This window comes from Streptomyces sp. V4I23 (genome assembly GCF_030817975.1).
Classification (GTDB): Bacteria; Actinomycetota; Actinomycetes; order Streptomycetales; family Streptomycetaceae; genus Streptomyces.
The window spans coordinates 7,634,948-7,657,176 of sequence record NZ_JAUSZW010000004.1 but is presented as its reverse complement, the minus strand read 5'-3'; the positions used below and the strand labels follow the sequence as shown (position 1 = coordinate 7,657,176).

General features: G+C 67.9%; 22 protein-coding genes and 4 pseudogenes. 16 read left to right on the top strand and 10 right to left on the bottom strand.

What is annotated here, in order from left to right; translation table 11 throughout:
- Positions 1-101: 101 nt before the first annotated feature.
- Together QFZ82_RS37210 and QFZ82_RS37205 are read right to left on the bottom strand one after the other, a co-directional pair.
- Positions 102-1,883, bottom strand: a complete 1,782-nt coding sequence (locus QFZ82_RS37210; protein WP_307717319.1) for a reverse transcriptase/maturase family protein — start codon at positions 1,881-1,883, stop codon at positions 102-104.
- A gap of 536 nt (positions 1,884-2,419) precedes the next feature.
- Positions 2,420-2,941, bottom strand: a pseudogene (locus tag QFZ82_RS37205) (transposase); the annotation flags it as partial.
- Positions 2,942-3,040: 99 nt separating this feature from the next.
- On the opposite strand from QFZ82_RS37205, the gene QFZ82_RS37200 reads away from it, so the two are divergent.
- Positions 3,041-3,538: a hypothetical protein gene (locus QFZ82_RS37200; protein WP_307717318.1), complete on the top strand. Its 498-nt coding sequence runs from the start codon at positions 3,041-3,043 to the stop codon at positions 3,536-3,538.
- A 72-nt stretch (positions 3,539-3,610) separates the two neighbouring features.
- Here QFZ82_RS37200 and QFZ82_RS37195 read toward each other — a convergent pair whose 3' ends face one another.
- Entirely contained in the window at positions 3,611-4,144 is a 534-nt protein-coding gene (locus QFZ82_RS37195; protein WP_307717317.1) for a GNAT family N-acetyltransferase, read from the bottom strand.
- A 1,018-nt stretch (positions 4,145-5,162) separates the two neighbouring features.
- On the opposite strand from QFZ82_RS37195, the gene QFZ82_RS37190 reads away from it, so the two are divergent.
- Positions 5,163-5,675, top strand: a complete 513-nt coding sequence (locus QFZ82_RS37190) for a GNAT family N-acetyltransferase (protein ID WP_307717316.1) — start codon at positions 5,163-5,165, stop codon at positions 5,673-5,675.
- A gap of 138 nt (positions 5,676-5,813) precedes the next feature.
- Here QFZ82_RS37190 and QFZ82_RS37185 read toward each other — a convergent pair.
- Positions 5,814-6,002, bottom strand: a pseudogene (locus QFZ82_RS37185) (hypothetical protein); the annotation flags it as partial.
- 110 nt (positions 6,003-6,112) lie between these two features.
- Between QFZ82_RS37185 and QFZ82_RS37180 the strand changes: the two are divergent.
- From QFZ82_RS37180 to QFZ82_RS37150, 7 genes and pseudogenes are all read left to right on the top strand, one after another.
- Positions 6,113-6,298: a hypothetical protein gene (locus tag QFZ82_RS37180; RefSeq protein ID WP_307717315.1), complete on the top strand. Its 186-nt coding sequence runs from the start codon at positions 6,113-6,115 to the stop codon at positions 6,296-6,298.
- Positions 6,299-6,430: 132 nt separating this feature from the next.
- Positions 6,431-7,090: an NADPH-dependent FMN reductase gene (locus tag QFZ82_RS37175; protein ID WP_307717314.1), complete on the top strand. Its 660-nt coding sequence runs from the start codon at positions 6,431-6,433 to the stop codon at positions 7,088-7,090.
- Between the two features lie 323 nt (positions 7,091-7,413).
- Positions 7,414-7,647 carry a ferredoxin gene (locus tag QFZ82_RS37170; RefSeq protein WP_307717313.1) on the top strand — a complete coding sequence of 78 codons (234 nt, stop codon included), beginning with the start codon at positions 7,414-7,416 and terminating at the stop codon, positions 7,645-7,647.
- 289 nt (positions 7,648-7,936) lie between these two features.
- Positions 7,937-8,326, top strand: coding sequence for a hypothetical protein (locus QFZ82_RS37165; protein ID WP_307717312.1), 390 nt, complete (start codon positions 7,937-7,939; stop codon positions 8,324-8,326).
- 235 nt (positions 8,327-8,561) lie between these two features.
- Positions 8,562-9,848, top strand: a complete 1,287-nt coding sequence (locus QFZ82_RS37160) for an aminotransferase class V-fold PLP-dependent enzyme (protein WP_307717311.1) — start codon at positions 8,562-8,564, stop codon at positions 9,846-9,848.
- 425 nt (positions 9,849-10,273) lie between these two features.
- The gene (locus QFZ82_RS37155; protein ID WP_307718003.1) at positions 10,274-10,489 is read left to right on the top strand and encodes a hypothetical protein; all 216 of its coding nucleotides are present in this window, start codon (positions 10,274-10,276) and stop codon (positions 10,487-10,489) included.
- Positions 10,470-10,720, top strand: a pseudogene (locus tag QFZ82_RS37150) (ATP-binding protein); the annotation flags it as partial. The gene QFZ82_RS37155 and the pseudogene QFZ82_RS37150, both read left to right, overlap by 20 nt.
- A gap of 36 nt (positions 10,721-10,756) precedes the next feature.
- Here QFZ82_RS37150 and QFZ82_RS37145 read toward each other — a convergent pair.
- Positions 10,757-11,227: a hypothetical protein gene (locus QFZ82_RS37145; protein WP_307717310.1), complete on the bottom strand. Its 471-nt coding sequence runs from the start codon at positions 11,225-11,227 to the stop codon at positions 10,757-10,759.
- Positions 11,228-11,526: 299 nt separating this feature from the next.
- Here QFZ82_RS37145 and QFZ82_RS37140 point away from each other — a divergent pair, with 299 nt between their 5' ends.
- The 3 genes and pseudogenes from QFZ82_RS37140 to QFZ82_RS37130 form a co-directional block, all read left to right on the top strand.
- The gene (locus QFZ82_RS37140) at positions 11,527-13,260 is read left to right on the top strand and encodes an Ig-like domain repeat protein (protein WP_307717309.1); all 1,734 of its coding nucleotides are present in this window, start codon (positions 11,527-11,529) and stop codon (positions 13,258-13,260) included.
- A gap of 312 nt (positions 13,261-13,572) precedes the next feature.
- A complete protein-coding gene (locus QFZ82_RS37135; RefSeq protein ID WP_307717308.1) occupies positions 13,573-14,493 on the top strand; it encodes a hypothetical protein in 921 nt (306 codons plus the stop codon).
- Between the two features lie 134 nt (positions 14,494-14,627).
- A pseudogene (locus tag QFZ82_RS37130) lies at positions 14,628-15,132 on the top strand (IS5 family transposase); the annotation flags it as partial.
- Positions 15,133-15,195: 63 nt separating this feature from the next.
- Here QFZ82_RS37130 and QFZ82_RS37125 read toward each other — a convergent pair.
- Positions 15,196-15,726: a GNAT family N-acetyltransferase gene (locus QFZ82_RS37125; protein ID WP_307717307.1), complete on the bottom strand. Its 531-nt coding sequence runs from the start codon at positions 15,724-15,726 to the stop codon at positions 15,196-15,198.
- 176 nt (positions 15,727-15,902) lie between these two features.
- Entirely contained in the window at positions 15,903-16,418 is a 516-nt protein-coding gene (locus QFZ82_RS37120; protein ID WP_307717306.1) for a hypothetical protein, read from the bottom strand.
- Between the two features lie 247 nt (positions 16,419-16,665).
- Between QFZ82_RS37120 and QFZ82_RS37115 the strand changes: the two genes are divergently transcribed.
- Positions 16,666-17,685 (top strand): hypothetical protein, encoded by a 1,020-nt coding sequence (locus QFZ82_RS37115; RefSeq protein ID WP_307717305.1) that lies wholly within the window; start codon positions 16,666-16,668, stop codon positions 17,683-17,685.
- Positions 17,686-17,962: 277 nt separating this feature from the next.
- Here the strand turns inward: QFZ82_RS37115 and QFZ82_RS37110 are convergent, their stop codons facing one another.
- The 3 genes from QFZ82_RS37110 to QFZ82_RS37100 form a co-directional block, all read right to left on the bottom strand.
- Positions 17,963-18,139 carry a hypothetical protein gene (locus QFZ82_RS37110; protein WP_307717304.1) on the bottom strand — a complete coding sequence of 59 codons (177 nt, stop codon included), beginning with the start codon at positions 18,137-18,139 and terminating at the stop codon, positions 17,963-17,965.
- A 31-nt stretch (positions 18,140-18,170) separates the two neighbouring features.
- Positions 18,171-19,016 (bottom strand): class I SAM-dependent methyltransferase, encoded by an 846-nt coding sequence (locus QFZ82_RS37105; RefSeq protein ID WP_307717303.1) that lies wholly within the window; start codon positions 19,014-19,016, stop codon positions 18,171-18,173.
- Between the two features lie 673 nt (positions 19,017-19,689).
- Positions 19,690-20,187 (bottom strand): hypothetical protein, encoded by a 498-nt coding sequence (locus QFZ82_RS37100; RefSeq protein ID WP_307717302.1) that lies wholly within the window; start codon positions 20,185-20,187, stop codon positions 19,690-19,692.
- A 273-nt stretch (positions 20,188-20,460) separates the two neighbouring features.
- Here QFZ82_RS37100 and QFZ82_RS37095 point away from each other — a divergent pair, with 273 nt between their 5' ends.
- From QFZ82_RS37095 to QFZ82_RS37085, 3 genes are all read left to right on the top strand, one after another.
- Entirely contained in the window at positions 20,461-21,081 is a 621-nt protein-coding gene (locus QFZ82_RS37095; protein ID WP_307717301.1) for a hypothetical protein, read from the top strand.
- Positions 21,082-21,144: 63 nt separating this feature from the next.
- A complete protein-coding gene (locus QFZ82_RS37090; RefSeq protein WP_307717300.1) occupies positions 21,145-21,591 on the top strand; it encodes a hypothetical protein in 447 nt (148 codons plus the stop codon).
- Positions 21,570-22,022 (top strand): DUF2785 domain-containing protein, encoded by a 453-nt coding sequence (locus tag QFZ82_RS37085; RefSeq protein WP_307717299.1) that lies wholly within the window; start codon positions 21,570-21,572, stop codon positions 22,020-22,022. The genes QFZ82_RS37090 and QFZ82_RS37085 overlap by 22 nt, the downstream gene beginning before the upstream one ends.
- Positions 22,023-22,229 lie beyond the last annotated feature (207 nt).

Here is a 22,229-nt window from a genome sequence, read left to right as displayed (position 1 = left end):
GGCCGCGCGGCGAGGTGCTTGCCGTGGGGGCGAGTCCTGTTCCGCGCGGCCTCCCGCCGAACCGGACATGACGGTTTCCCGGTCATCCGGCTCTCCAGTGACTACTGCGTGAGTGGTCTGGCTGGCCTTTCTGAGTGGATACGGTCGTGGCAGGTGTCGCAGGCCACGACGGTTTTGCGTCGCCGGTGGAGCATGACGCGCGCCCAGTCGGAAGGCTGCCATCCGGAATGTGCGAGGTCGGCGAGAGCGCGGACGTGGTGCACTTGCACGTTGCCCTTGCTTCCGCAGATCTCGCAGGTGTCCGCGAGGAGTCTCGCGATGAGTTCCTTCTGCGGATAGTCCACCCGTACCGGCTCGCGATCGGCGAGTTCTGCCGCCCGCTGCCGTTGGAGGGGAATCCCGCCGAACCGTGCCACCAGTGGTTTCCTGTTCTTCCGCTCGATACGGGCCTCGAAGCACACTCGGGGCCCGTTGGGGGTGTCGATTCTGGTCTTGTGCTTGGCGGCCATCTTCGACACTGACGAACGGTGCTTGGCTGCGAGAGTTTTGAGCATGGAGGTCTCCATGACCCATTGCAGCCGGTGCAGCCGGAAGACGTCTCCGGCGAGCAGGTAGTACTGGACGACGCCCCGGTAGATGGTCCCGAAGGTCGCCACGATCGCGTGATCGCTGCTGTTGGTCAGGGCCGTCTTCTTCGCGGGTTTCCCGCGGGCGATATAGGGGGCGCACTTGGCTTTGATCACGTCCCGTGGAACACGGAGTGCTATCTGACCGTTGACCCGACGGTAACGGCCGGTTTTCTTCGTGTCGTTGTGCTGGGTCGTGATCTCATAGCCGAGAAACCTAGCTGCCCGGGTGCGGGCATGGGTGATCAGCGTCTTTTCCTGGGACAGTTCCAGCTTGAGTTTGTCACGCAGGAACTGGGCCAGGCGTTGTTTGATCTGCTCGGCCTCGGCTTTCGGTCCGGTGAAACCGAGGAGGTGATCGTCCGCGTAGCGTATGTAGCGCAGCCTGCGATATGCCGGATCATTGGGATCCGCGCTCGGCAGGCTGACCATCCGCTGACGCAACGCACGGGCCTGGGCCCGATCGCCGCGCCGGCGGGCTTTCGCCAGCAGATTCTGCAACTCCAGGTAAGCCGGGTTTCGGGCCCGGCGGTCTCCTCGGGTGTACTCCGGAATCAGAACCGTTTCTACAAACTCATCCAACTTGTGCAGGTAGATGTTGGACAGGATTGGGGAGGCCACTCCGCCTTGCGGCGCTCCGGAGAGCGTGGTGCCCCATCTCCAGTCCTCCAGGTATCCGGCTGTCAGCATGTTGCGCACCAGCCGTAGAAACCGCTGGTCATGGATCTTTTCGCCGAGGATCGACAGCAGGACCTGGTGGTCCAGGCTGCCGAAGCAGTCGGCGATGTCCCCTTCGATGAACCAGGATGTCCCGGTCCAGGTGTGGTCCACCTCCCGCAACGCGGTGTGGCAGCCTCGGCGGGGACGAAATCCATGTGAGCGGTCGGAGAACGTTGGCTCGTAGTACGCCTCTAATAACGGGCGGACCACTTCTCCAACGAGCTTGTCCGACCAGGTCGGCAGCCCCAGCGGGCGCGTCTTCCCGTTCTTCTTCGGGATATGGATGCGTCGGACCGGCTTGAAGCGGTAACGCTCGTGACGCATCGCTTCAATGATCCGGCCGATCTTCCGCTGTGACATACCGTCCACGGTTTCCGACGTGACCCCGGGCGTCATCGCGCCGTGGTTGGCGTAAATGCGCCCGTAGGCCAGCAGATACAACTGCGGGTTGAACAGTTGCCTATACAGTTCATTGCACGGCAGGCCGCGCCTGCCGCGTTCACGCAGGACACCCAGCACCGTTTTGGCGCTTTGCATTCCGCATACCTCCCGGATTCGAGTGTCCGAATCACCTGGCCCCCTTCGCCCTGTGAACGGCTTTCCCGTCCTCCCTGGCCGGGCGTGACTCCGGCGACTACTACGGGGCCTCCGTCGCCATAGGACTCGCGTCCCGTAGGCGATCCCACGTTCGTCTCTGTCTGTACGTTCTAGCGCGACACAGGCGTCCCACTCATCTCCTTGAATGTCCTCGCTGGGTATCGCTCCGTGCTCCGGAAGTTGCTCCGGCCACACAATCGAAGCCAGAGCAGAGCACGGCACCGGTTTCAGATGCCTTTCCGGCGGATGGGAACTTGCATCTTCTGGAGATTGGGCTTCAAACAATCCAGTCTTCGCCATATCGCGCGGGCCACCCAGCACACCGTCTCCGACAACTGAGCCCGGTCACTGGTTTTCTGACATGCTTTTGTCCCCTTCGCCTTTCGGATCCAGGTAAGTCATCGGGCCCAGGAACCTCCTTCCGAGTTCCTCCCGGCTGAGCCGGGGATACAAACAGAGCGCCTCGTGGCGCACATGGTGCGCTCGACGACCCAGCGGTGGACGCCGAGGCCGGATCCGTGTGGGACGCCGCGGCGGGCGATCACCGGCCGGATGCCTTGAGCCCTGACCAGGCGCGGTACTTGTCGTGGTCGTAGCCGCGGTCTCCGAGCAGTGTCTCGGGCCTCCTTCGTGGGCGTCCGGCGAGGGGATCGCGGGAATATTTGGGAGGAGTCGATCACCGCCCGGGACCAGTCCAACTGCTTGGCCGCTCGCAGCTTCGTCAGCAGCACGGCATGCAGCCGGTCCCACACACCGGCCTCGTTCCACGCGGCAAGCCGCCGCCAGCACGTCATCCCAGACCCGAAGCCGAGCTCCTGGGGCAGGTACTCCCACTGGATCCCGGTGTGCAGCACGAACAGGATCCCGCACAGAGCCTGCCGGTCAGGCACCCGCGGTCTTCCCGCGACCAGCTTCGGACCCGGCTTCGGAAGCAACAGCTCGATCAACGACCACAACTCGTCCGAGACGATCCACGGACGCGACTCCCTCTTCCCCACGCGCAGACCAACGATCGGACAAGTCGACAGTCACAACCAACACAGCTTCTGTTAGGGGTTCTTAAGGTGTGGTGGGCTTGCTGATCGGTACGGGGACTCATGGCGTCGCTGGCTTTGACCTGGACGCTGCAGGGCGGCGGCTGGGCGCTCGTTTCAGCTGCGGACGAGCATGCACAAGTCGACATCACCGCCTCATACTCGGCAGGCACGGACGCGGCCGCGCACTTCCTCCATGCACTCGTACGCCTGGCCCTCACGGACACCCAGACCGAGGCCGAGTTCGATGCCGAGCCGGAGGTCTATCGGTGGTTCCTCCGCAGCGACGGCTCCGAGGTCGACGTTCGGGTCGTGATGGCTGACGGCTATCAAGCGCCGGCCGATTCGGGAGTCGTCCTCTGGGCCAGCCGCCAATCGCTCGACACACTCTGCCGCGCAGCCGTCCGCGCATTCGACCGAGTCGCCTACGAGCTTGGCGAAGACGGCTACCAGCTGGAGTGGCACGGTGCCTTCCCGCGTCATGAATTGGAAGGGTTGCGGACTGCATGGCGCGGGCTGCAGCACGGGACCGCCGCTGTCAAGCACAGCGACTCCCGCTGACGTCATCAACTGACACCAACAGCAGCAAACGTCAGCGGTTCCGGTGAACCCGGGCAAGGTGCTGTCGAATCTTCACGGGTTCGCGGTGGAAGTTGGAGGCGACGGCATCATCCTCGGCATCAACTCAGCGTGGACATCGGCGGTTTCCTGGCTTGTGGTGAGCGTGGCGCCATTGCGGCGCAACGCTGCGAGTGCCGCTGTGTTGTGAGCTTTGCTGTCCGCAACTACGGCCCGTGCACCGGCCCTGGCAGCTTCGTCGAGCAGCATGCGGAGTGCGGCGGTACCTACTCCGCGGCCGCGTTGGGAACGGGCAAGCCACATGCCCGCTTCGAGGACTTCGTGGCTGTCGCGGACAGCCAGGCGGGCTGCGCCCACGATTTTCCCACGGCGGGTGATCGCAAAGGTGGACTCTCGGAGTGGGCCGCCAAGTCCAGGGCGTCGAGCGCGGTGCCAGGCCCGGAAGGCTTCTTGCCGTTCAGGCGTCCACCCTGGTGGACCGGCCACGGGAGGCATGACCTCCTCGGGTGCTGCGTCGTCGACGGCCACAGCGAGGAGTCCTTCGAGGCTCCCCTCGTCCATCTGCTGCAATTCCACCCGACCCACCATGTTGGTTCCCCTTCGCTGAGCGCCGGACACCGGTTGTCGATCCTCACCTTCGGTTGGGTGTTGCGCGAGAGGTTTTCGGCAAGGCTGGCAGGCGTCCGGGATCCATGTGGTCAGCGAGACGGATCAGGGTGGCTTCGGGACCCATGCCGAAGGCGGTGGCCGACGAGCTTGGGATCCGTGTGTTCACCAGGTCGACGAGTCGGGTGCTGCGGATCATTAATCGTCAAGAACATGGGACCTATGGGCGGTTGAGGCCGCTTCGCCCGGCCTTGGTTCCTTTGGTGACCATCACGTGCGTGTTGACCGTCGGCCATGCCTCGCGGTGAGCCAGGCAGCGTTGCAGCACAGTCCAGGAGGCGGGTCCAGCGGGATGGGGTCGGGTCGCTTGCCGAGCCGAGCCGCCTGGGCCGCCACGTCGGTGTCGGTGCTCTGCAACAGACGCACCTCCGCGCATAGGCGCCATGCAGCAGGGCGCGCTGAAGGCAACTGAGCACCACGCGGGCGAACGACTCGACCCGAACACACCTCTGTTCACCTCCGCTGGAGTCTGCACGTCTCGCAGAGCTCTACCCGGATCCCGTCGCCGCGTCGTCCACATAGGATCGCATTGCCCGTTGATCAGTGACTCCCCCACCGTGGGGCCTGCCCAGAGCACGGTCACCCAGTCGCTGCCACTGTGGAGCGCCTGATGGATGCGGACTTCGACACCCTGACGTTTGCGGTGCGGTCGGAGACGCCCCGCCGGCCCCACGGCCTGCCGGGCTCCACGCGTCCCCGCCGCAACGGACGGTCGGCGACGGCACCGCCATGGAGGAGCGGTGACAGTCGACTGCGATCCCCCTGGACCGCCTGACTCCGTTGAGTGATGCACTAAGTGCGAAGCGTAATCGCTTTGGCGTAAACCCCCCTTGAGTTGGGCGGGGAGTGGCAAAAGACTGCTCGTGTGCCGAAGCGGACATCCGCCCAGAGGGGTCCGCCCGCACGCCCGTCACGTATGCCATTGTCAGGAGACCATTGCATGCCCGACGTCGGCCGAGACACCTCGCACCCGATCACGTTGACCGACGGTACCGCCACCCGGACCCGCGAAGTGACCCCCGCGGATCTTGAACCGATCCAGGCACTGCACCGCCGCTGCTCGCCGAGCAGCCGGGCCCTGCGCTACCACGCCGGCAAACCCCAGCTCTCTCCCGCAGGATGGCGACTGCTGTCCGACCCCGGGCGCGGCACCACGTTGGTGACCACCCCGGCCCAGCGCACGGACCACATCATCGCCATGACCAACGTCATGCGCACGGACCGGCAAGGGGTGGGTGAACTCGCCGTGCTGGTCGAGGACGCCTGGCAGTCCAAAGGGTTGGGCACCGCCCTGGCCGCACACGCGGCCGAAGTGGCCCGCCGGGCGGGCCACCACACCTTGACGGCGGCGGTCGCTGCGCAGAACGTACCGATGCTCCATGTCCTGGAGAGCCTGGACGCACCACCTCCTCGCGCCGTCGGACCCGTACTCGACATCCATGTCCCGCTGTAGCTGTGACTGCGCGGCCGAGTTGGCACCGTTCGCCAATTCGGACGCTCAGGCGGACGTCCGAATGACTGGCGCGTCCTTCCTGAGTCAGCCCCACGAGAGGACCAGGGGAAGGCCTCAGCAGGGCATGGCGTGCGGAACTCAGTGGCCGTTGTGGCGCTGGTGTGGTCTGGCGGGATTGTCGGAGTGTTCCTCCGGTGCGCCAACGGGTGGACGAGTGGCGGCCCAGGAAGCGAGGAAGGCCAGTGCTTCGTGGCTGGGTGTGCCGGGTTCGGCGGTCCAGACGACGAGTTGTTGGTCGGGGTCGGTTGCACGGGCGAGAATTTTCCAGTCGAGGGTGAGTTCGCCGACGAGCGGGTGGTTGAGCTTCTTGACGCCTGCGGTCTGGGCAGCCCTCCCTCAGCACGCCGGACTCCGGGGCCGGGTAGCCGTTGGCGGCGATGTCCTCCAGCAGCGCGGGCGAGGACGTCGACCTTGGCGCGCTGGTCGGCCGCGTACGCGCGGACCGATTCGGCGGCGTGCTCGTCGAGGGGTTGAGGGTCGGAACAGGCGCGGTGGCCGACTGCGGGCTCATCCGGAGCTGCTGGGCTTTGGACGTGGAAACGGAGAAAACGCCCACCCCGTGAGTGTGCGGCGGCGGGCCGGGCACCGATTGTGGTACCCGGAAGGCCCATCCCTGTCGCGCGGCAACCCTGTGCGGACCACACTGGTCCGCAGCGCCCTGGCTGGGCGAACCTCACGCCGGAAGGACATCGCCCATGCCCACGGACGCCCACCCCGGTCCCCTGCGTGTGCTCGTCTTCGGCGCCGCCCTGCGGGCCGAGTCCACCAACGCCCGCCTCGCCTCCCTCGTGGCCCGCATGATCGCCGACAACGGCGTCACCGCCGACCTCGCCACCATGCGCGACTTCGACATGCCCCCGTACGACGGCGATGTAGAGGCTTCCGCAGGGCTGCCGGAGGGCGCTCTCGCGCTGCGCGACCGGCTCGAGCAATGCGACGCATTCGTGATCTCCTCCCCCGAGTACAACGCCTCCATGCCCGGGGTCCTGAAGAACACAATCGACTGGGTCTCCCGCGTCCAACCCCAGCCGTTCAAGACCAAGCACGCGCTGCTCGTCTCCGCATCCCCGTCCCTGGTCGGCGGCAACCGCGGGCTATGGGCGCTGAGGGTTCCCCTGGAACACCTCGGCACCCGCGTCTTTCCGGACATGTTCAGCCTTGCCAAGGCTCACCGGGGCTTCACCGAGGACGGCATGCTCACCGACTCCGGCCTGCAGGAGCGCCTTGCCGAGACCGTCGCGGCCTTCCTCCGCCTGGTCGAAGCCGATGTTCGGTACGTCTGCCTACAGCGCCGGTGGTACGAGTTCCCAGGCGACCGCACTGAGGCACCCGTCACCCAACGAGCGGAGGACTAGCCTGGGAGTAATTTTGGCGCAGGGTGGTGATGAACCAAGCCAAATCGGCGGCGCGGGCGACGGCGAAACCTTGACCCGACTCGAAGGTCACATACCGTGTACTGTCCCCGTGCCTGTGCGACCACGTGACTACCTTCAGCGCCTCCTGGCGCTCCGCTTTCCTGCGGTCCCGAAGCGTCGGTCGCACGCGGGTAGTCGGACATAAAGCCGTGCCAGATCTGCCGACCCGAGGCCGGTCTGGACTAGGCCTGTCGTGACTGCCATGCGCTCTGATCGTTCTGGAGCACAGGACCTGCCCGCGCGATGGAAAGGGAACTGAACTGATGGGTGAGCGGTGGCAAGTGGACGTCGACCGTGAGGTGTGTATCGGGTCGGCGATGTGCGTGGCAGCGTTGCCCGAGGAATTCCGGCTGGACTCGGCGCGGCAATCACATCCGGTGGAGCAGGAGACGCCGGCGTCGGAAGAACTGATGGGGGCGGCGGAGAACTGTCCTGTCGAGGCGATCTCGTTGCGGCTGGCAGGGACGGGCGAGGCCGTGTTCCCTCCGGAGGGCTAGGACGCGCGCGGCTTCTGCCTGGTCGTCTTGTTGGCCGGCTTTCACCGAGGCGTTCAGGGCGGCCATGAGGTCGACGACCTGCCGGTCGGCTTCGGCGCCTCCGATCGTGACACGTACGAACGGGATGGCGCCGGACCAGATGGGGCGTGGCATGACGAGACCTCCAGTGCAGCCCCGAGCACTGCCAGCGTACGGCGGGCACAGGCGGCAGGCACGCCGCCCCTTCCGCTTTGCTCGGAGCGGCCGAATAGAGGCGTGGTGCGCGCCGTTGTCGGCGATGATGCCGCTCGTGCAGACGGAGATATTGGCAGCGGACACCTCGGCCGGCGCGGCGTGGCGCCAGTCGATGAGAGACCTGCGGTGGAGGGTCCTGTCAGCGTACCTGCGGGCGGCCAGCGAAGCTCAGGAGGTCAACGAGGACCTTCACACGACCGGGGCAGCGGATACTGCGGAAGCGGCGAAGCAGACCTTCCATGCGTACCGCCTCGCCCATGCCGAAGCGGAAATCGTCGCGCCCGACGACGTCCAATCAGCTCTGGCGCTGCTGGACTCGGAGATTCGCAGCTCTCACAAGGATGCGGTCAGGCGTGCCAGTGCGGTCCGGAGCCTCCGCAAGCTGGAGAAACTTGCCTCCGGGGCAACAGGGCAGCGATCGACGCGTGGCTTTGCACTGCTGTAGATGTCAACGGGCCATGGCACGACGCCCTACCGGCGAGGAGGAAGGGACGGAGTGCTTCTCCAGGAAAGACTGCTGGTCTCTTCGGGTGGCCTGTACTGTGCGGCATCTCGAAGGAGGCCGTTTGGGTAATGGTGCTGTCGGCACCCGCGGCCACATTGCGTAACCTCGTCACCAGAAGGGCACCGGACAGCTATTCCGCCACCGCTCCGCCGGTCGCGGTGCAAAGGGGTGCTGGATGTCGATGACGAGTCGGCGCGGTCTGCTGGCGAGATCTGCGGGAGCGGTGGCGGTCACCCTCGTGCCCAGCTCCGGCGCGGCAAGGGTGAACACACCGCAGGAGCGTCCGGTCACCACGATCGACGGGCGCGTGGACTGGGACGCCTTGCGGGCGCAGTTTCGCCTGGAGCCTGGATGGGTGAACCTTGCGTTGTTCTATCTGGCCTCGCATCCAAAGGTGGTGCGGGATGCGGTGGATCATTTGAGGGCTCAGGTCGACGCCAATCCTCTCGCGGTGCCCACGGGGCTGGCGCTGCCCGATGGTCCTACCGGATGGCCCCGGGTACGCCAGGCACTCGCGGCCTATCTAGGAGGCCGGGCCGAGGACATCGCGATGACGGCGAGCACGAGCATCGGGCTGGGCCTCTTCTACAACGGCGTCGTGACCCGTCCGGGACAGGAGTTCCTGTTGACCGAGCACGACCACATCTCCCATCGCATCGCCGCCCGGCTGGCCGCCGACAAGCATGGCAACACGCTACGGCTGGCCTCCTGGTTCGCCGATCCGGCCACCGCGACGGCGGAAGGCATCGCAGCGGCAGTCGGCGAGGCGATACGCCCGAACACCAGAGTCGTGGGGGTCACCTGGGTGCAGTCGAGCACGGGGCTTCGGATGCCGGTGCGTGCGGTGGCCGAGGTGGTGCGCCGAGCCAATGAAGGCCGCAGCCCTGCCGACCGGTGCCTGCTGGTCGTCGACGGCGTGCACGGGCTGGCGGCGATCGACGAGGATGCCGTCGGCCTGGGCGCGGACGTGGTGATCGCCGGAACGCACAAATGGTTGTTCGGTCCAAGGGGAACGGGGCTGGTCTGGGTGGCGCCGGACGTCCTCGACCAGCTGCGGCCCACGTTCGTGAGCTTCATCAGGGGCGGGGGAGCAGCGCCCTTGTCGCCCGGCGGGTTTCTGGCCTTCGAGCATGCCTTCGCCCTGCCGGTGGCGGTAGCCCTGCATGAGCAGCTGGGCCGAGCACGCGTTGCCGCCCGCATCACAGAGCTGTCGGCGCGGGTGAAGCAAGGACTGAGCCGCATCCCCGGGGTCACCGTGTACACCCCTGCCGACGCGGAGCTGTCAGCGGGCATCACCTGTTTCAGCGTGGCCGGACACACCCATCAACAGGTCGTCGACCACGCCGCCACCCACCGCGTGCGGCTGTCCACCTCGACCTACACCCGGATCGGTACCGCCGTTATCAACACTCCGGCCGAGATCGACACCGCACTGAACAGCCTGGCTGACCTCACCCGCTGAAAACCGTTCTCGGACGCCGTCGCCTTGCCGCCTTCAGGGAAGTCGACCCCAGCCACCGGCCACCACAGGCCTGAGTGGCGGCGGTCGGCACCATCCGCTGCCCGGCCCGGCGGTTGGAACAGCGGAACAGCCAACATCGGTCCAGATAGATCGTGGTCGCGCCGCCGTGATCCATTAGCTGGTGGCTGACATGCGACTTCCCTCCCGTGGGAAGCCGGGAGGACTGGCCCCCATCCGGCGCAGCACCGGACGGGGTGCGCACAGCATGCACCCGATCCAGCCACAGCGAAAGATGCTGGCCGAAAGACGCGAACTGCGGCCACATGGGGCCTGGCAACGCAGTGCGGCAACGAGCTTCCGCCTGCGACAGACATCGCGGCGGCGGCCTTCACGTCGCCGATGAGGTGCCGACCACCCTGGAACAGATGCTGGAGGACGTGATCGAGTTCAGTTCCCGGACCAACGTGGTGAAGTTCCGCGGTCTGTACGTCGACTACACGAACGCCGGCGAACCGCTGAAGCCTGATGACGTCACAGAGGAGCAGGCCGGGTGGATGGTCAGCACCGTTACCACGGCACTCGCCGAAGCCAGGCCCGGAGGTAGTCGCCGAGCCGGACTTCTACACCCTCGCCAGTTGTGAATGGATCAAAAAGAGTCAGCCGCTCCGCCTGATCGGCGACTCCGGCGCCGGCAAGTCCCCCATGTCGAGCGAGTCGTTCGGTGGTTGGACCAAGACCTTCACGGCCCCCGTCTTGGCGCGGCCATCCTGGACCGTTGGACGTTCAACGGCACCATCATCGAAACCGGTACCGACTCCTACCGCCTGGCCAGCACCCGGGCACGAGCCGAAGCACCCGCCGAGGCCGGCTGAAGTCCTTTGAACTCGTTCTCTCCACGGGGCGAACGGCTACCAGGACACTTGAGCCCATTTCCCCGCCGGACGCATTTCGATCAGTTCGAACCCGCCGGGATGGCGGATGATGTGGTGGCTGGTCTCCGTGGCTGAGCTCCTCACCAGCCCGACCCACCCGTCGGTGGTGGCTTGCCGCAGCAGCCAGGCCACCACGTCCATCACGATCCCGAAATCGTCCTCGTGGACGCAGGACCGCAAGGTCAGGGCCCACGGGGCACGGCCGTCCACATTCACCCGGTCCGCGGCCTGAACCAACACAGCAGCGTCGGCACCATCAAAGCCGTAGCTGGCTTCGCCACCACCGAACACCTGCCAGGGCCCTTCCCTCACCGCCCAGTCAGTAGCGGCATGCACGTCGGGCTCGGAGTCGGTCAGCCCCAGGTGCCACCGAAGCTCCTGCAGCACCGGCTCGGGAACCTCCGGAGCGAGATCCACCGCTAGAAACAAGTCGTAGTAGTCGCTCACGCGGCCGACCCTAACCTGTGGCACGGACACGCCACCCACACCGCGGCAAGCACGAGGTGCGGCCCGCCTCAGCTGACCCGCCGAGCCCTGCGTGGCGGGGCGCCCCGGCATCCGCCCTGACCAGTGGGGAGCACGAACGACCCGTCACGTGTGAACGGCCCCGCATCCCCCTCGGACTCCGGGAGCCGAACTCTTTGCGAAATCCGGGTGCGGCGTCTTGTGTCCACAGCTCGCTCACATGTTCCATAGGATCTTCATGTTCGACGATGGACATGAACTGAGCCTGTGGGGGGGCATAGTTGAGCACGTTTCAGTACACGGGACGACGTCTCGCCGCCATGGTGGCGGCCACTGTCATCGGCGGTGGAGGCCTTGTCGTCGCGGCACCGGCCGCACACGCGGCGGAGGCGTCCGACGTGGTCGCCAAGCTGCCGATCTCCTCGTTCTCGGACTTGGTGGTCGACTCGGTCCACGAGCGCGTCTTCGTCTCCGACAGGGCGGGGTACGCGCACTACGGCGGCACGGTCGTCGCGTACAACTTCCAGGGCCAGAAGGTCGGTACGTTCTACACCACGTCACGCGCCTCCGGCCTGGCGCTGAGCGAGGACGCCGGCACGCTGTACGTGGGCCAGCGCAGCCATGTCGTCGCCTACGACACCCAGACGCTGCAGGAGACCGGCCGCACCGGCGCGTACACGGACGACTGCGGGCGCGAACTCGCCGTCACCGGCACCAAGAGCTGGCACACGACCACCCCGGCGTACAGCGACTACCACTGCGACAAGAGCCAGACCGATCTGGACTCGATCACCGACGGCCTCCTTGCGCGCACCGGCTGGAACGCGGTGGGCAAGATCCTGCTCGCCACCGGTGGCGGAGCCCCGAACCGGCTGTTCATGGGCCAGGCGAAGGGCCCGAACGCCACCGACCCGTTCCTCACGTCCTTCGACACCTCCGGTCCCACCCCCGTGCGCGGTGATGCCCGCCGCTTCGCGGACGCCGAGGGCAAGGGCGGCCTGGACCCGAAGGACATCGCGGTCAGCGCGGACGGCAAGCACCTCGCCGTCGCCGACGCCGCGTACGGCACCCGCCTGCTCAACTCGGGCGACCTCACGGATGCCGGTGTCTACCAACCCCTGCCGGCGGGCGCCACCTCGACGGCCGTCGCGTTCAGCGGCGACGGGAAGTATGTGGCGCGCGGCGCCTCCGCCGCCGGCAGCACGCCCGATCTGCTGATCCAGCCCGCGGACCCGGCGAACGGCACGACGGCGACGGAGTTCGCCTACGAGGGCGAACTCGACGGCAACCGTGTCGTGAACCGCGGCCTCGAATGGTCGAAGGACGGCTCCCGGCTGTTCGCCCTCACCACCAACGCGTACGGCAACGCCTTCTGGCTGCACGTCATCCAGCCGCCCGCCGCGCAGTACGACTCCCGCTTCAGCGGGGCGCTGACGCACACGCCGGCCCAGGCCGTCGTCGGCGAACCGGTCGGCATCCGCGGCCGCCTCGAACTGGACGGTCCCGCACCGGCCGAGCCGGCCAAGGTGACCGCCGTACGCACCACCGCCGACGGCACCCGTGCGCTCGCCGCCGCGGAGGTGGCTGCGGACGGCACGTTCACGGTCCTCGACGTGCCGGACGCCGTCGGCAGTGCCACCTACACGCTGTCGTTCCTCGGCGACATCACGCACCGCCCGGCCGAGGACGTCTCGATCACCGTCGACGTGGCCAAGGCGCCGACGTCGATCGCGCTGACGGCCCCGCAGGAGGCTTCCATGAGCGGGGGCGTGGAGATCACGGGCAAGCTGACCGCGCAGGGCCGCGCCCTCCCCGCCGGCGTCACGCTCGCCGTCCGGCGCACCGACCGGCTGGGCACGGGCTCGCTCTCGTCCGTCCCGGTGGCGGCCGACGGCACGTTCACGGTCAACGACATGCCGCGCGCACGGCGGGACGTGACCTACACGGTGTCGTACGAGGGCGACGACCTGCACACCGGCAGCAATGCCTCGGCGACGGTGTACGTCACGCGCTGATCCGCACGCACGGGTGCCGTGCCCGGACGCTCCCGGGCACGGCACGTGCTGCTGCGATGGTGGCCCCGGTCCACAAGTGCCGGCCGCCCCGAATCATCCCAGGGCCGGCCGGTGCTGCCTGCCGGTCATGGGCCTCCCGCCAGGTCGGTAAGCCCCTGGACCTCAGGCACCGGCTCGTACCCGTCGAGGTCCAATGCCTCAATTGAGTCTTAGGATCAGGCCGGATCGGCCCGTTCGGAGCCGCGCGGGGGGCCGCACGGGGACCGGCCGGCGCCCGCTGCCTGCGAGGTGAGCTGCCGTATCGTCACTGCCGTGAGCTACGAAGAGAGAGCGGGCGAGGACCGGCCGACGACGGCTCGACTGCGGGAGGTGCTGGACCGCGCCTCGCGTGTCGTCATCGTCGAGGCGTCCCCCTCCGAGGCCGACTCCGTCGACCTCCCGCGCCTCACCGTGACCGGTGCCGAGATCGGCGAACTGGCGCAACGTCTGGCCATCGTGGACGGCGGCACCGGCGACATGTGCCGCTGCTCCGGCTGGCCGACGATCACCGTGTACGGCACGCAGGGAGATCCGATCGCCCGCTGGACGCTGCACCACCAAGCCGGTCTGCGCGGGATGGGCGACTGCGACGCCGACCTGCGGGACGGACCGGCGCTCACCGCATGGCTGGCGGAGCGAGGGCTGACCGGATCGCGGAGGGTGCAGGAGGAACTGGCCAAGGAAGAGACCGAGGAGGAGCGGCGCCGGATGCGCTGGATACGGGCCGCGCCGGACGGTCTGGGCCAGGCCGCAGCGGACGTGGCCCGCCCGCCTGCGCGGGACTATGACGCCTGGTCACGTGGCAGTCAGCACGCCGGCGAGCGGCTCGGCGCTCTCGCCCGGCAGCAGTATCCCGACAGCAGGGAACGGATCCGGCTCCTGCCGGCCTGGGCCGGCATATCCGCCCGGAGGTCGAGCGGTGGGCTGCAGTGGTACGACATGGCGGTGCTCCGCCAACTCCTGACCGAGGACCCGGGCCTCGTCCTCGCCGCGTGTGCCGTGTCCCCTCTCAGTCCGGACCAGCTCGACGGCGCCGCCGAGCTGTTCTCCGCTCTCGAATGGACCCGGGCACAGGGCAGACAGCTGCCGGAGCCGCTGAGGTCCCTGCTCATCGAGCACATCCGGGCGGACGGCACCGACGCCATGCGGTTCCGGATGCAACACGGCTACTACGGTGCCGAACGGACCGTCTGACACCCTCTCGTTGTCGTCCCGTTCGATCCGGCCGTCGGTCTCGGGCTCCTGGAAGCGCATCGAGACAGGGCGCTTGCCCCGCATGCGCGACTGCACCTCGGGGCATCGCAGGCCTACGAGGGAAAAGGATGCCGGACCGGTCCGAACCTGACGATCATGCGCTCGGATGCTCCCGCGGTGGCTTGAGCACCAAGGTCCATCTCGCCGGCGACAGCCATGCACGGCCCGTGGCCCTCCACATCACTGCCGGCCAGGCCGGTGACGCACCAGCCTTGGAAACAGTCATCGCAAGGATCCGGGTTCCGCGAAGCGGACGTGGGAGACCGAGAACTCGACCGCAGGCCGTCTGGGCGGAGCGCATATTCGTCCCGCGCGATCCGTTGCCGACTCCGCCGACGCGGCATTCGGACGGTCATCCCGCAACCCGCCGACCAGGTCGGTCACCGCCTACGGCATGGCGGCGCCGGCGGTCGCCCGCCCGCTTTCGATGCCGAGGCATACAAACAGCGCAACGCGGTCGAGCGACGCATCAACCGGCTCAAGCAGTAACGCGGCCCGGCCGTGCGAACGGACAAGCTCGCCATCGCTTACCAGGCCGCACTCCACCTCGCAGCCATCCTCATCTGGGTTCGTAGATGACCGAGAGGACAAGCCTCAGGGCCTGGTGAAGTCGGTTCCTGCAACTCTCCGATGCCCCGGAAATCAGAGGGAGTCAAGGAGCATCAGGATCTCGTCCCGGGAGTCGTCGGGCGCGAGGCGGAGGGCCGCGGGCCAGCGGCCGACCTCACGCCATCCGAGCCGGCTGTAGAAGTCCTCCAGCCCCTCTCCTCCCCGGGCCGCGAGATGGAGCTGTTCGAGCCCCAGTTCGTCGCGGGCGATCTTCCGCAGCTCTCGCATGAGAGCGGATCCGACACCACGTCCACGGAACTCTGGATGGGTCTGAAGGTGGTGGACCGTGCCCCAGTGCCCGACGAGCTGATAGGGATCACGGTTGAGGACAACCCATCCGGCAAGAACGTCGTCGAATCTGGCGGTTATGAGTCGGCTGCGTTGCGGGTCGAGACGGCCGAGGAGTTTGTCCGTGACTGGCGCGACGTGGTCGTCTCGGACGGGTGGGAAGGGGAAACCGGCGGCGCCGCCTGAGTTGGTCACCGCGATCCAGCAGTCGATCAGCTGGCGTCGGAGTTCGGGAGCGACCTCCTGGACGTCGGTGATCTGGGCGAGGTCGGGCATGCTCGCTTGCCTCATGACAAGGAGCATCTCAGGGGGCTCTGACATCGGGATGGGGAAGGCTTTCGAGTCCGGGCGGCTGGCCTCGGCCGCATGGCGCCCCAGCCCTCCGCGCGGCGGCCCTTGATGTCGCGTGCACCGCACCCGGCGCCGCCAACTGCTCAGCGGAAGGAGGCGGCCTACCGGCCGACGGTGCTCCAGTCGGTGGGGGCGGGCGCCACCGAACGGCCTGAGGCGTGCTCGCGCAGGCGCCGGGTCAGTTCTGGGAGATCGTATGCCGGGAAGCTCACCTGGAGCAGCCGCAGACGAAAGCTCGAAGCTGCTTCCTCCCGGAACATGGCCACGTCCATCGGCTTGACGTTCACATGCCAGGCGTCCGGAGCCGCCCAGTGCGTCATCCGGACGTAGAACGCGTCGCGCGGGCCGGCGTTCGCCACGGCCGAGAGGAAGTCGAGGCCGCTGTCGACCGGGAAGTCGATGAGCATCCAGCCGCGCCTGGACTTCACCCACTCCGCCATGTGCGGCAGCTTCTCCGGCCAGCCGGCGTTGCTCTCGCCGACGTCCTGACAGCAGGTGAAGGTTTCGAATCCGCACTCCCAGATCGCCTGGATCGTGGGTGCGAGCTGCTCGTCGATTTCTGCGTGCCGGTCCCCCACCTGCACGAGAACGGTGGGGTGTGTGCCTTCGTAAGTCATCGAGTGAGCATAGGAGCGGGGTACGACACCCGGGCCGACAGGTGCCGCAGCCGTCCGACGTCGCCCGGCGGTCCGCCGTCGAGCCCGCCCGCCCTGCCCACACGGGCCGACTAGAACGCTCAGCGGCCAACTGAAACGCTCAGTCACAGCGGTCGTGGGACGTCCGGCGGGGGCGGATGGATGGGCAGCAGTCTCCCGATGTCGTTCGATTCTTGTTCGAGTACGGTGGGGGGTGAGAGGTGTCGCCATGGACGAGCAGCAGGATCAGGCCGTGGGGGCCGGTTCGCCGATTCTTCATCTGCGCTGCCCGAGAGATGTCGATCCCGAGCTGTACCGGCTGCTGCTCGGCCTGGTAGCGGGTGTGACGCCGGTGGTGCAGGCCTTGCCTCCGTCGGCTGCCGTGGCGGACGTCTCCGGCAGCATCCGGTATTTCGAACGCGATCCGGCGGAGTTGGCCCTGATGATCCGGACGCGGGCACTGGCGCGGTACGGCTTGCCCGTGGCGATCGGGGTGGGGCCCAACTGGACGATCGCGGCGATGGCGTCCCGGGAGCCGACGCAGGGCGGCGTGCGTGCGGTCGGTTCCAGTCCCGAGGCGGTCGCGGCGTTCCTTCACCCGCGGCCGGTCGGCGAGCTGCACGGAATCGGCAGCGCCCAGGAGCGGACGCTGATGACGTACGGGGTGCACACGATCGGGCTGCTGGCGAATCTGCCGGAGTCGACGGTGCAGCGGGTCCTGGGCGGGAAGGCGGGCCGGCTGCTGAGCGAGCGGGCCCGCGGTATCGACCGTCGCCAGGTGGTGCCGGCCGAGCTGCCGCACAGCGCGGCCGCGCAGCGCCGCTTCCCGACTGACACGCTGGCGCCGGATCTGGTGCGTTCCGCGCTGCTGTCGCTGGCGGTCGAGCTCGGCGAGCGGCTGCGCAGACGCCGGCAGGCGGCGAAGGCCGTGACGCTGACCGTGACCTTCGCCGACCGCACCGAGCTGCACCGCGGCCGCCAGCTGCCCGGCGGGCCGTCCGCGCACACCGACGATCTGCGCGACGCGGCGTACGAGGTGTACCGGTCCCTGGGGCTGCAGCGTGCCCGGGTGCGGGCGGTCGCCCTGCGCTGCGATCAGCTGGTGGACGCGGCCACCGTCGCCGAGCAGCTCTCCTTCGACGTCGGCCGGGAGCACCGGTTGCGCGCCGAGCAGGCCATCGACGCGCTCAACGCCCGGTTCGGCTCCGGCACGGCGGGGCCTGCGGCGGGCTTTCCGCAGGCGGGCTGAGCGTCCCATGCGAATGATCGCCTCCCGGTGCCTTGACAGGGATCGGGGCGGCTGTGTCATCAGGGTGCCCGCCGCCAGACACTGAGCTTCGGCGGAGGCCCGCGCAGCCTCCTCGTCCGTGCACGGCGTAGCGCCTGGGTCCTCGCCGCGGGTCACGAGCCAGATGGTCCTCGCTCATCACGTTCTCCTCCTTGGCTGTCGCGTGCGCTGACCGCATTGGGCGCCGCGTGCGCGGGGCGCAGGGACTTGTCCGGGTGCCGAAGATCGTCCGGCGACCTCAGGACTTGGGGCGCTTGGAACCCTTGCAGCCGTCGGCGAGCGCGAACTCGGCACCCCGGTCGGGAAAGCGGTCCCAGTCAAACGCCACCCGGCCACCGTTCTGCAGCCGCAAGTTCTCCGGCAACGAGGACGGCAGACGCACCCCGAGCTGACGCTCGGCATCCTCGACAGCCATGTGGTCAACGGTGGCCGGCAGGGGTGCCGGCTCAGCGGGGGTCTTTCCACCAGACGAAGACCTCGGTGCTCGGCCGACGTTCGGAGAACCGGCCCGACGCGGAGACCTCCCGCAGCAGCCGACGCAGGTCTGCCTCGAATTCCTGGCGGCGCGGGCCGAACAGATGCGGAGCCGAGAACGACATCGAGAACACCCCCGCAACGACGTCGGCAGCCGTGCGTTCCAACGGCTGTCCGCCGGGAACGACATGGCGCTGGGGACCGGAGAACCCCGCACGGACGAGCACTGCGGCCTCGCCGCCGGGTGTCCCCTGCGGCAACACACCCCGGCCGGCTCGTCGGACCGGTCCGAGGTAGTGCCGGACCAGTTCCTCGATCGCCGCGTAGGGCACCGCTGGATGCGGCAGACCGTCGACGGTTCGGGTCTCCGTCTTCACGTCCGAGATGTGCGCCAGCGCCCCGCCGGGCTGGAGCATGTCCCTGGTGGTTGCCGCCACGAGGTCGCGATCCATCCAGTGGAAGGACTGACCGAAGGTCGCGACGGTGAACGTTCCAAGACCCGCGGGCAGATCCTCGGCCCGGGCCTGCACCCACTGCACCTTCCCGGTCACCGAACGCTCGGCGGCTCCACGCTTGGCTTCGGCGATCATCCCGCTGTCCGGATCCACGCCGACGATCTCGCTGAACAAGTGCGCCAGGCTCAAGGCAAGGGTGCCGGGTCCGCATCCCACGTCGATGAGGCGTCCACGCCCGTCGAGCTTCAGAACCGCGGCGAGCACGTCCGCCAGCCCGGGAGCGTAGGGAAGCCGCCCGCGCTGATAGTAGGCGGCAGCACCCGAGAACAAGGTGTCGTCCCACTCCCAGTCGGCCGACGCCACGTCCGCCCACCACCTTCGCGCTCTGGTTGACCCGTCCGGCCAAGTCGCTGCTCAGAGTGTCACTCGTTGGGCCGAGCGGCCGACGGTTTCGACGACGGCGACGCCGTGGGTGTCCGAACCCAGGGGCCGCCCGTGACACGCACTGACTCGGATGCTCAGTCAGGTCTCCGGCAGCACGAGCCAGATCTCGGAGAGGGAGAGACCGTGCTCGCGACTCACCTCCCCGCAGGGGCAGCCCAACGTGGCCCGACGCCAGTCGCAGGTCACGGTCCACGGACCGTCCTCGCCTCCGCACTCTGGGCAGCCGACGGTTTCGGCTGTCCATACCCCGGCGTGGGTCTGGTGTGGCGACGGAATCTACCCACGTATCGGCCTGCCAGGGCTCGATCGGCGGTGTGAGCGGGACAGCGCCGGGCGCGCTCGTCGCAGTGAGGGCGGTGAACAGTGCGATCAGGTCCGGGAGCAGGGCTTCGCCCGCTTCGGTCGGCGGCACCACGCCTTCCGTTGTACCCGGCACGGTTCCATACCTCGGGGCCGCGGCCGCAATGGGTGGATTCGGGCAGCGTGCCAGGGCAGCAGGGCCCGGGCGACGGCCGTACGGACGCGCGCCGTTCCGGCTTCTGAGAGTCCGAAACCTCACCCGGTCGTGATTCAGCTCCCTTTCTGCTGGTGGTCAGAGCTGACTGTTGATCCGTCGAGCAAGCCCTTCAAGGAACTCTTGAAGGGTGGCTGTGGCAAGGTCGAACTGACCGGACCACGAGGCGGTGGTGGACCGCCAGACCCGCCCGGAACCTGCGAGCGCGAACAGATGGCCGCCGCCGTCGCCGGCGAAGACCAGGGCGGGCTCCTCCCCGTCGATCTGGACGGCCCCGTACTCGCGGAAGTGGCCTGCGACTGTTGAGGCCGGGTGGATGAAGTAGCCGCTGTCCACATCGGGCAGGGAGACCTCGTCGATCACCCAGTACATCGTGGTCAGGTCCGAGGGAATCGGCGTCAGTTCCACGAGCGCGGCCGTCGCCTTGTGGCTCTCCTCCGCACCGAGCACGACCACGTTCCTGCCGGGTGCGAAGCCGTGCCGCACCTGGAACGACTGCATCAGCTCCGCGAGCGCCGCATCCGCCTGCTCACACCAGCCACGGACCCACTCGGCGTCGAGCCGTTCATCAACCATGGTCGCCCTCTTCGGCCAGGGAAACTCGCCCGCCCGCGAGTCCGGAAGAACATACCGGAGCGTTCACACAGATCCCGTCCCCACTCTCTGCGCGTCACCTAGGGACACAGCTATGCCCCTCCCGGCACCCGACGTGACGGCCCATCAGGGACCGTGGCAAGGACGTCAGGCAACGCTTGGTAACGTGCGAGCGACACGGTGTCGGGTGGAGGGGGAGCCGACAGGTGCTTTTCCGGGCCCCCCACCACGTAGGTAGAGGGGGATGACTCACCGATGTCCACGAAGAAGACAACCGCCGCGGTCGTACTGGCCATAGCCGTGGCTATCTCGGCATGCGGAGCCGAGGCCGAGCAGCCCGTCGGCCAAGGTGCGCCCAAGTCGACGGATACGCGGAGCGTAGAACACCCCGCGGACGACGATGGGGATTCGGCGCGGACGATCGGTGACACGGTGACCCTTCGCGATGACACGGGGCGCACCATGCAGGTGACCCTCACCGGTGTTGCCTACCGGGACGCCTTCGCCAAGGACAAGACACTTTCACTGCCCGGCAAGTACGCCTTGGCCGCTTCCTTCACCATGACGTCCGAGACCGGCGGTCGGCTCGGGGACGTCACCGACAACTTCATCAGGTGGGAGAAGAACGGGGACAGCGCCGAGACAGCGGGTTACTCGGACGCCCCGTGGCAGGGCTGCATCGACGGCTACACGCCCTATGCCGAGACCGAGCCCAACCAGGAGTACAAGGCCATCACCGACTTCAACGTGCCCTCGCAGGGCGGGTTGATCATCATCGAGGACCAGTACGGTGGGGTCGCCCTGTGGAAGATCCCTGCGAAGGACGCCGGCACCGGCACTGAGCCCGCGACGAGGTACACCACCGTTGACTGCTGATGAGGCAGGGAGTGGCGGAAGGGGCTGATCCGTTGTCAGTGCCTCCTGGCAGAATCACCCGGCATGACACCGCTGCATCTCACCGACATCGAACGAGCCGTTCGCAGCAGTTGGAGCGCCGAGACGTGCACGCCCGAGTTCCGATCGCGCTGGACCAAGGACAATCCGGCCCGGGATCAGTGCGGGGTGACCGCCATGGTGCTCAATGACCTGCTGGGAGGTGAGTTGATCCGGGGAGAGGTCCACGTCAACGGAGAGCGTGTGGACTACCACTGGTGGAACCGCCTGGGCATGGGCATTGAGATCGACCTCACCCGCGAGCAGTTCGGGCCGGAGGAGATCGTCACCGGAGGCATCGCGATTGCCCGCCCGCCCGTGACCGAATGGCGCAGGCTCCGGCAGGAGTACGAGCTTCTCCGCGACCGCGTCTTGGAGGTGCTCAATCGGCAGCAGGCAACGGTCTCTGCGGCCGTGTCTCGTCAGCCGGCTTGCCTGACCGGCACCGAGTAGCGGTTACTGCGGACGGTGATCTGGCTGGCGCCGACCTGCTGGGCAGCTTCGGCACCCACGCGGCCGTGCGGCCCGCGGACATGATCTCCGTGGCAGCGGAACGCCTCTTGGCCAGGAACGACTACGTTTTCGCGCAACAGGAGGACGACCGCCTTGCGCAGGCGATGGCGCTCGTCCTGACCCGCCCCGAAGTCGACGAGCGCCAGGCCCTCGCCTGGCTGGACACCGTCGAGAACGGCTTCGGAGGCCTCCCCTCCGGCCCGCTGCCCGCGTACGCCGCCAACTGCCTGCGCACGTTGCGCACGCTGTATCTCCTGGCCGACCTCGGCGTACGGCGGTCACGCGACGCGGCACCGGTGGTGCTCCCGCACCACGACGCTCTCAAGCGGCGTCTGGCCGAGGTGATGGCCCCGGTGTTCGAGCACGCTTGAGCCGCCGCCCCTCACGCCGGCCAAGGTCAGCCGGCACTGCGCGACGCAGTCCGGCGGGCACACTGTCCGTCGGGTTTACGGTTCGGCCCGAACCCGTGAGGCGGATTCCGTCCGGCAGGTCATGAGACAGCGACAGAACCCCGGACACCGTTCCCTTGGATGCCTATCCTGCGCGGGTCCAGCCCCGTGCGGTGCAGGATCTCGTCG

Excerpts from the sequence above, each read along its gene's own strand:
- QFZ82_RS37200 (WP_307717318.1), top strand. The coding sequence starts at position 3,041 with ATGGCGTCGCTGGCTTTGACCTGGACGCTGCAGGGCGGCGGCTGGGCG.
- QFZ82_RS37110 (WP_307717304.1), bottom strand. The coding sequence starts at position 18,139 with ATGGCTGTCGAGGATGCCGAGCGTCAGCTCGGGGTGCGTCTGCCGTCC.
- QFZ82_RS37120 (WP_307717306.1), bottom strand. The coding sequence starts at position 16,418 with ATGACTTACGAAGGCACACACCCCACCGTTCTCGTGCAGGTGGGGGAC.
- QFZ82_RS37180 (WP_307717315.1), top strand. The coding sequence starts at position 6,113 with ATGTCCTCCAGCAGCGCGGGCGAGGACGTCGACCTTGGCGCGCTGGTC.
- QFZ82_RS37160 (WP_307717311.1), top strand. The coding sequence starts at position 8,562 with ATGTCGATGACGAGTCGGCGCGGTCTGCTGGCGAGATCTGCGGGAGCG.
- QFZ82_RS37170 (WP_307717313.1), top strand. The coding sequence starts at position 7,414 with ATGGGTGAGCGGTGGCAAGTGGACGTCGACCGTGAGGTGTGTATCGGG.
- QFZ82_RS37155 (WP_307718003.1), top strand. The coding sequence starts at position 10,274 with ATGCTGGAGGACGTGATCGAGTTCAGTTCCCGGACCAACGTGGTGAAG.
- QFZ82_RS37125 (WP_307717307.1), bottom strand. The coding sequence starts at position 15,726 with ATGCCCGACCTCGCCCAGATCACCGACGTCCAGGAGGTCGCTCCCGAA.
- QFZ82_RS37090 (WP_307717300.1), top strand. The coding sequence starts at position 21,145 with ATGACACCGCTGCATCTCACCGACATCGAACGAGCCGTTCGCAGCAGT.
- QFZ82_RS37115 (WP_307717305.1), top strand. The coding sequence starts at position 16,666 with ATGGACGAGCAGCAGGATCAGGCCGTGGGGGCCGGTTCGCCGATTCTT.
- QFZ82_RS37100 (WP_307717302.1), bottom strand. The coding sequence starts at position 20,187 with ATGGTTGATGAACGGCTCGACGCCGAGTGGGTCCGTGGCTGGTGTGAG.
- QFZ82_RS37195 (WP_307717317.1), bottom strand. The coding sequence starts at position 4,144 with ATGGTGGGTCGGGTGGAATTGCAGCAGATGGACGAGGGGAGCCTCGAA.
- QFZ82_RS37175 (WP_307717314.1), top strand. The coding sequence starts at position 6,431 with ATGCCCACGGACGCCCACCCCGGTCCCCTGCGTGTGCTCGTCTTCGGC.
- QFZ82_RS37210 (WP_307717319.1), bottom strand. The coding sequence starts at position 1,883 with ATGCAAAGCGCCAAAACGGTGCTGGGTGTCCTGCGTGAACGCGGCAGG.
- QFZ82_RS37190 (WP_307717316.1), top strand. The coding sequence starts at position 5,163 with ATGCCCGACGTCGGCCGAGACACCTCGCACCCGATCACGTTGACCGAC.
- QFZ82_RS37095 (WP_307717301.1), top strand. The coding sequence starts at position 20,461 with ATGTCCACGAAGAAGACAACCGCCGCGGTCGTACTGGCCATAGCCGTG.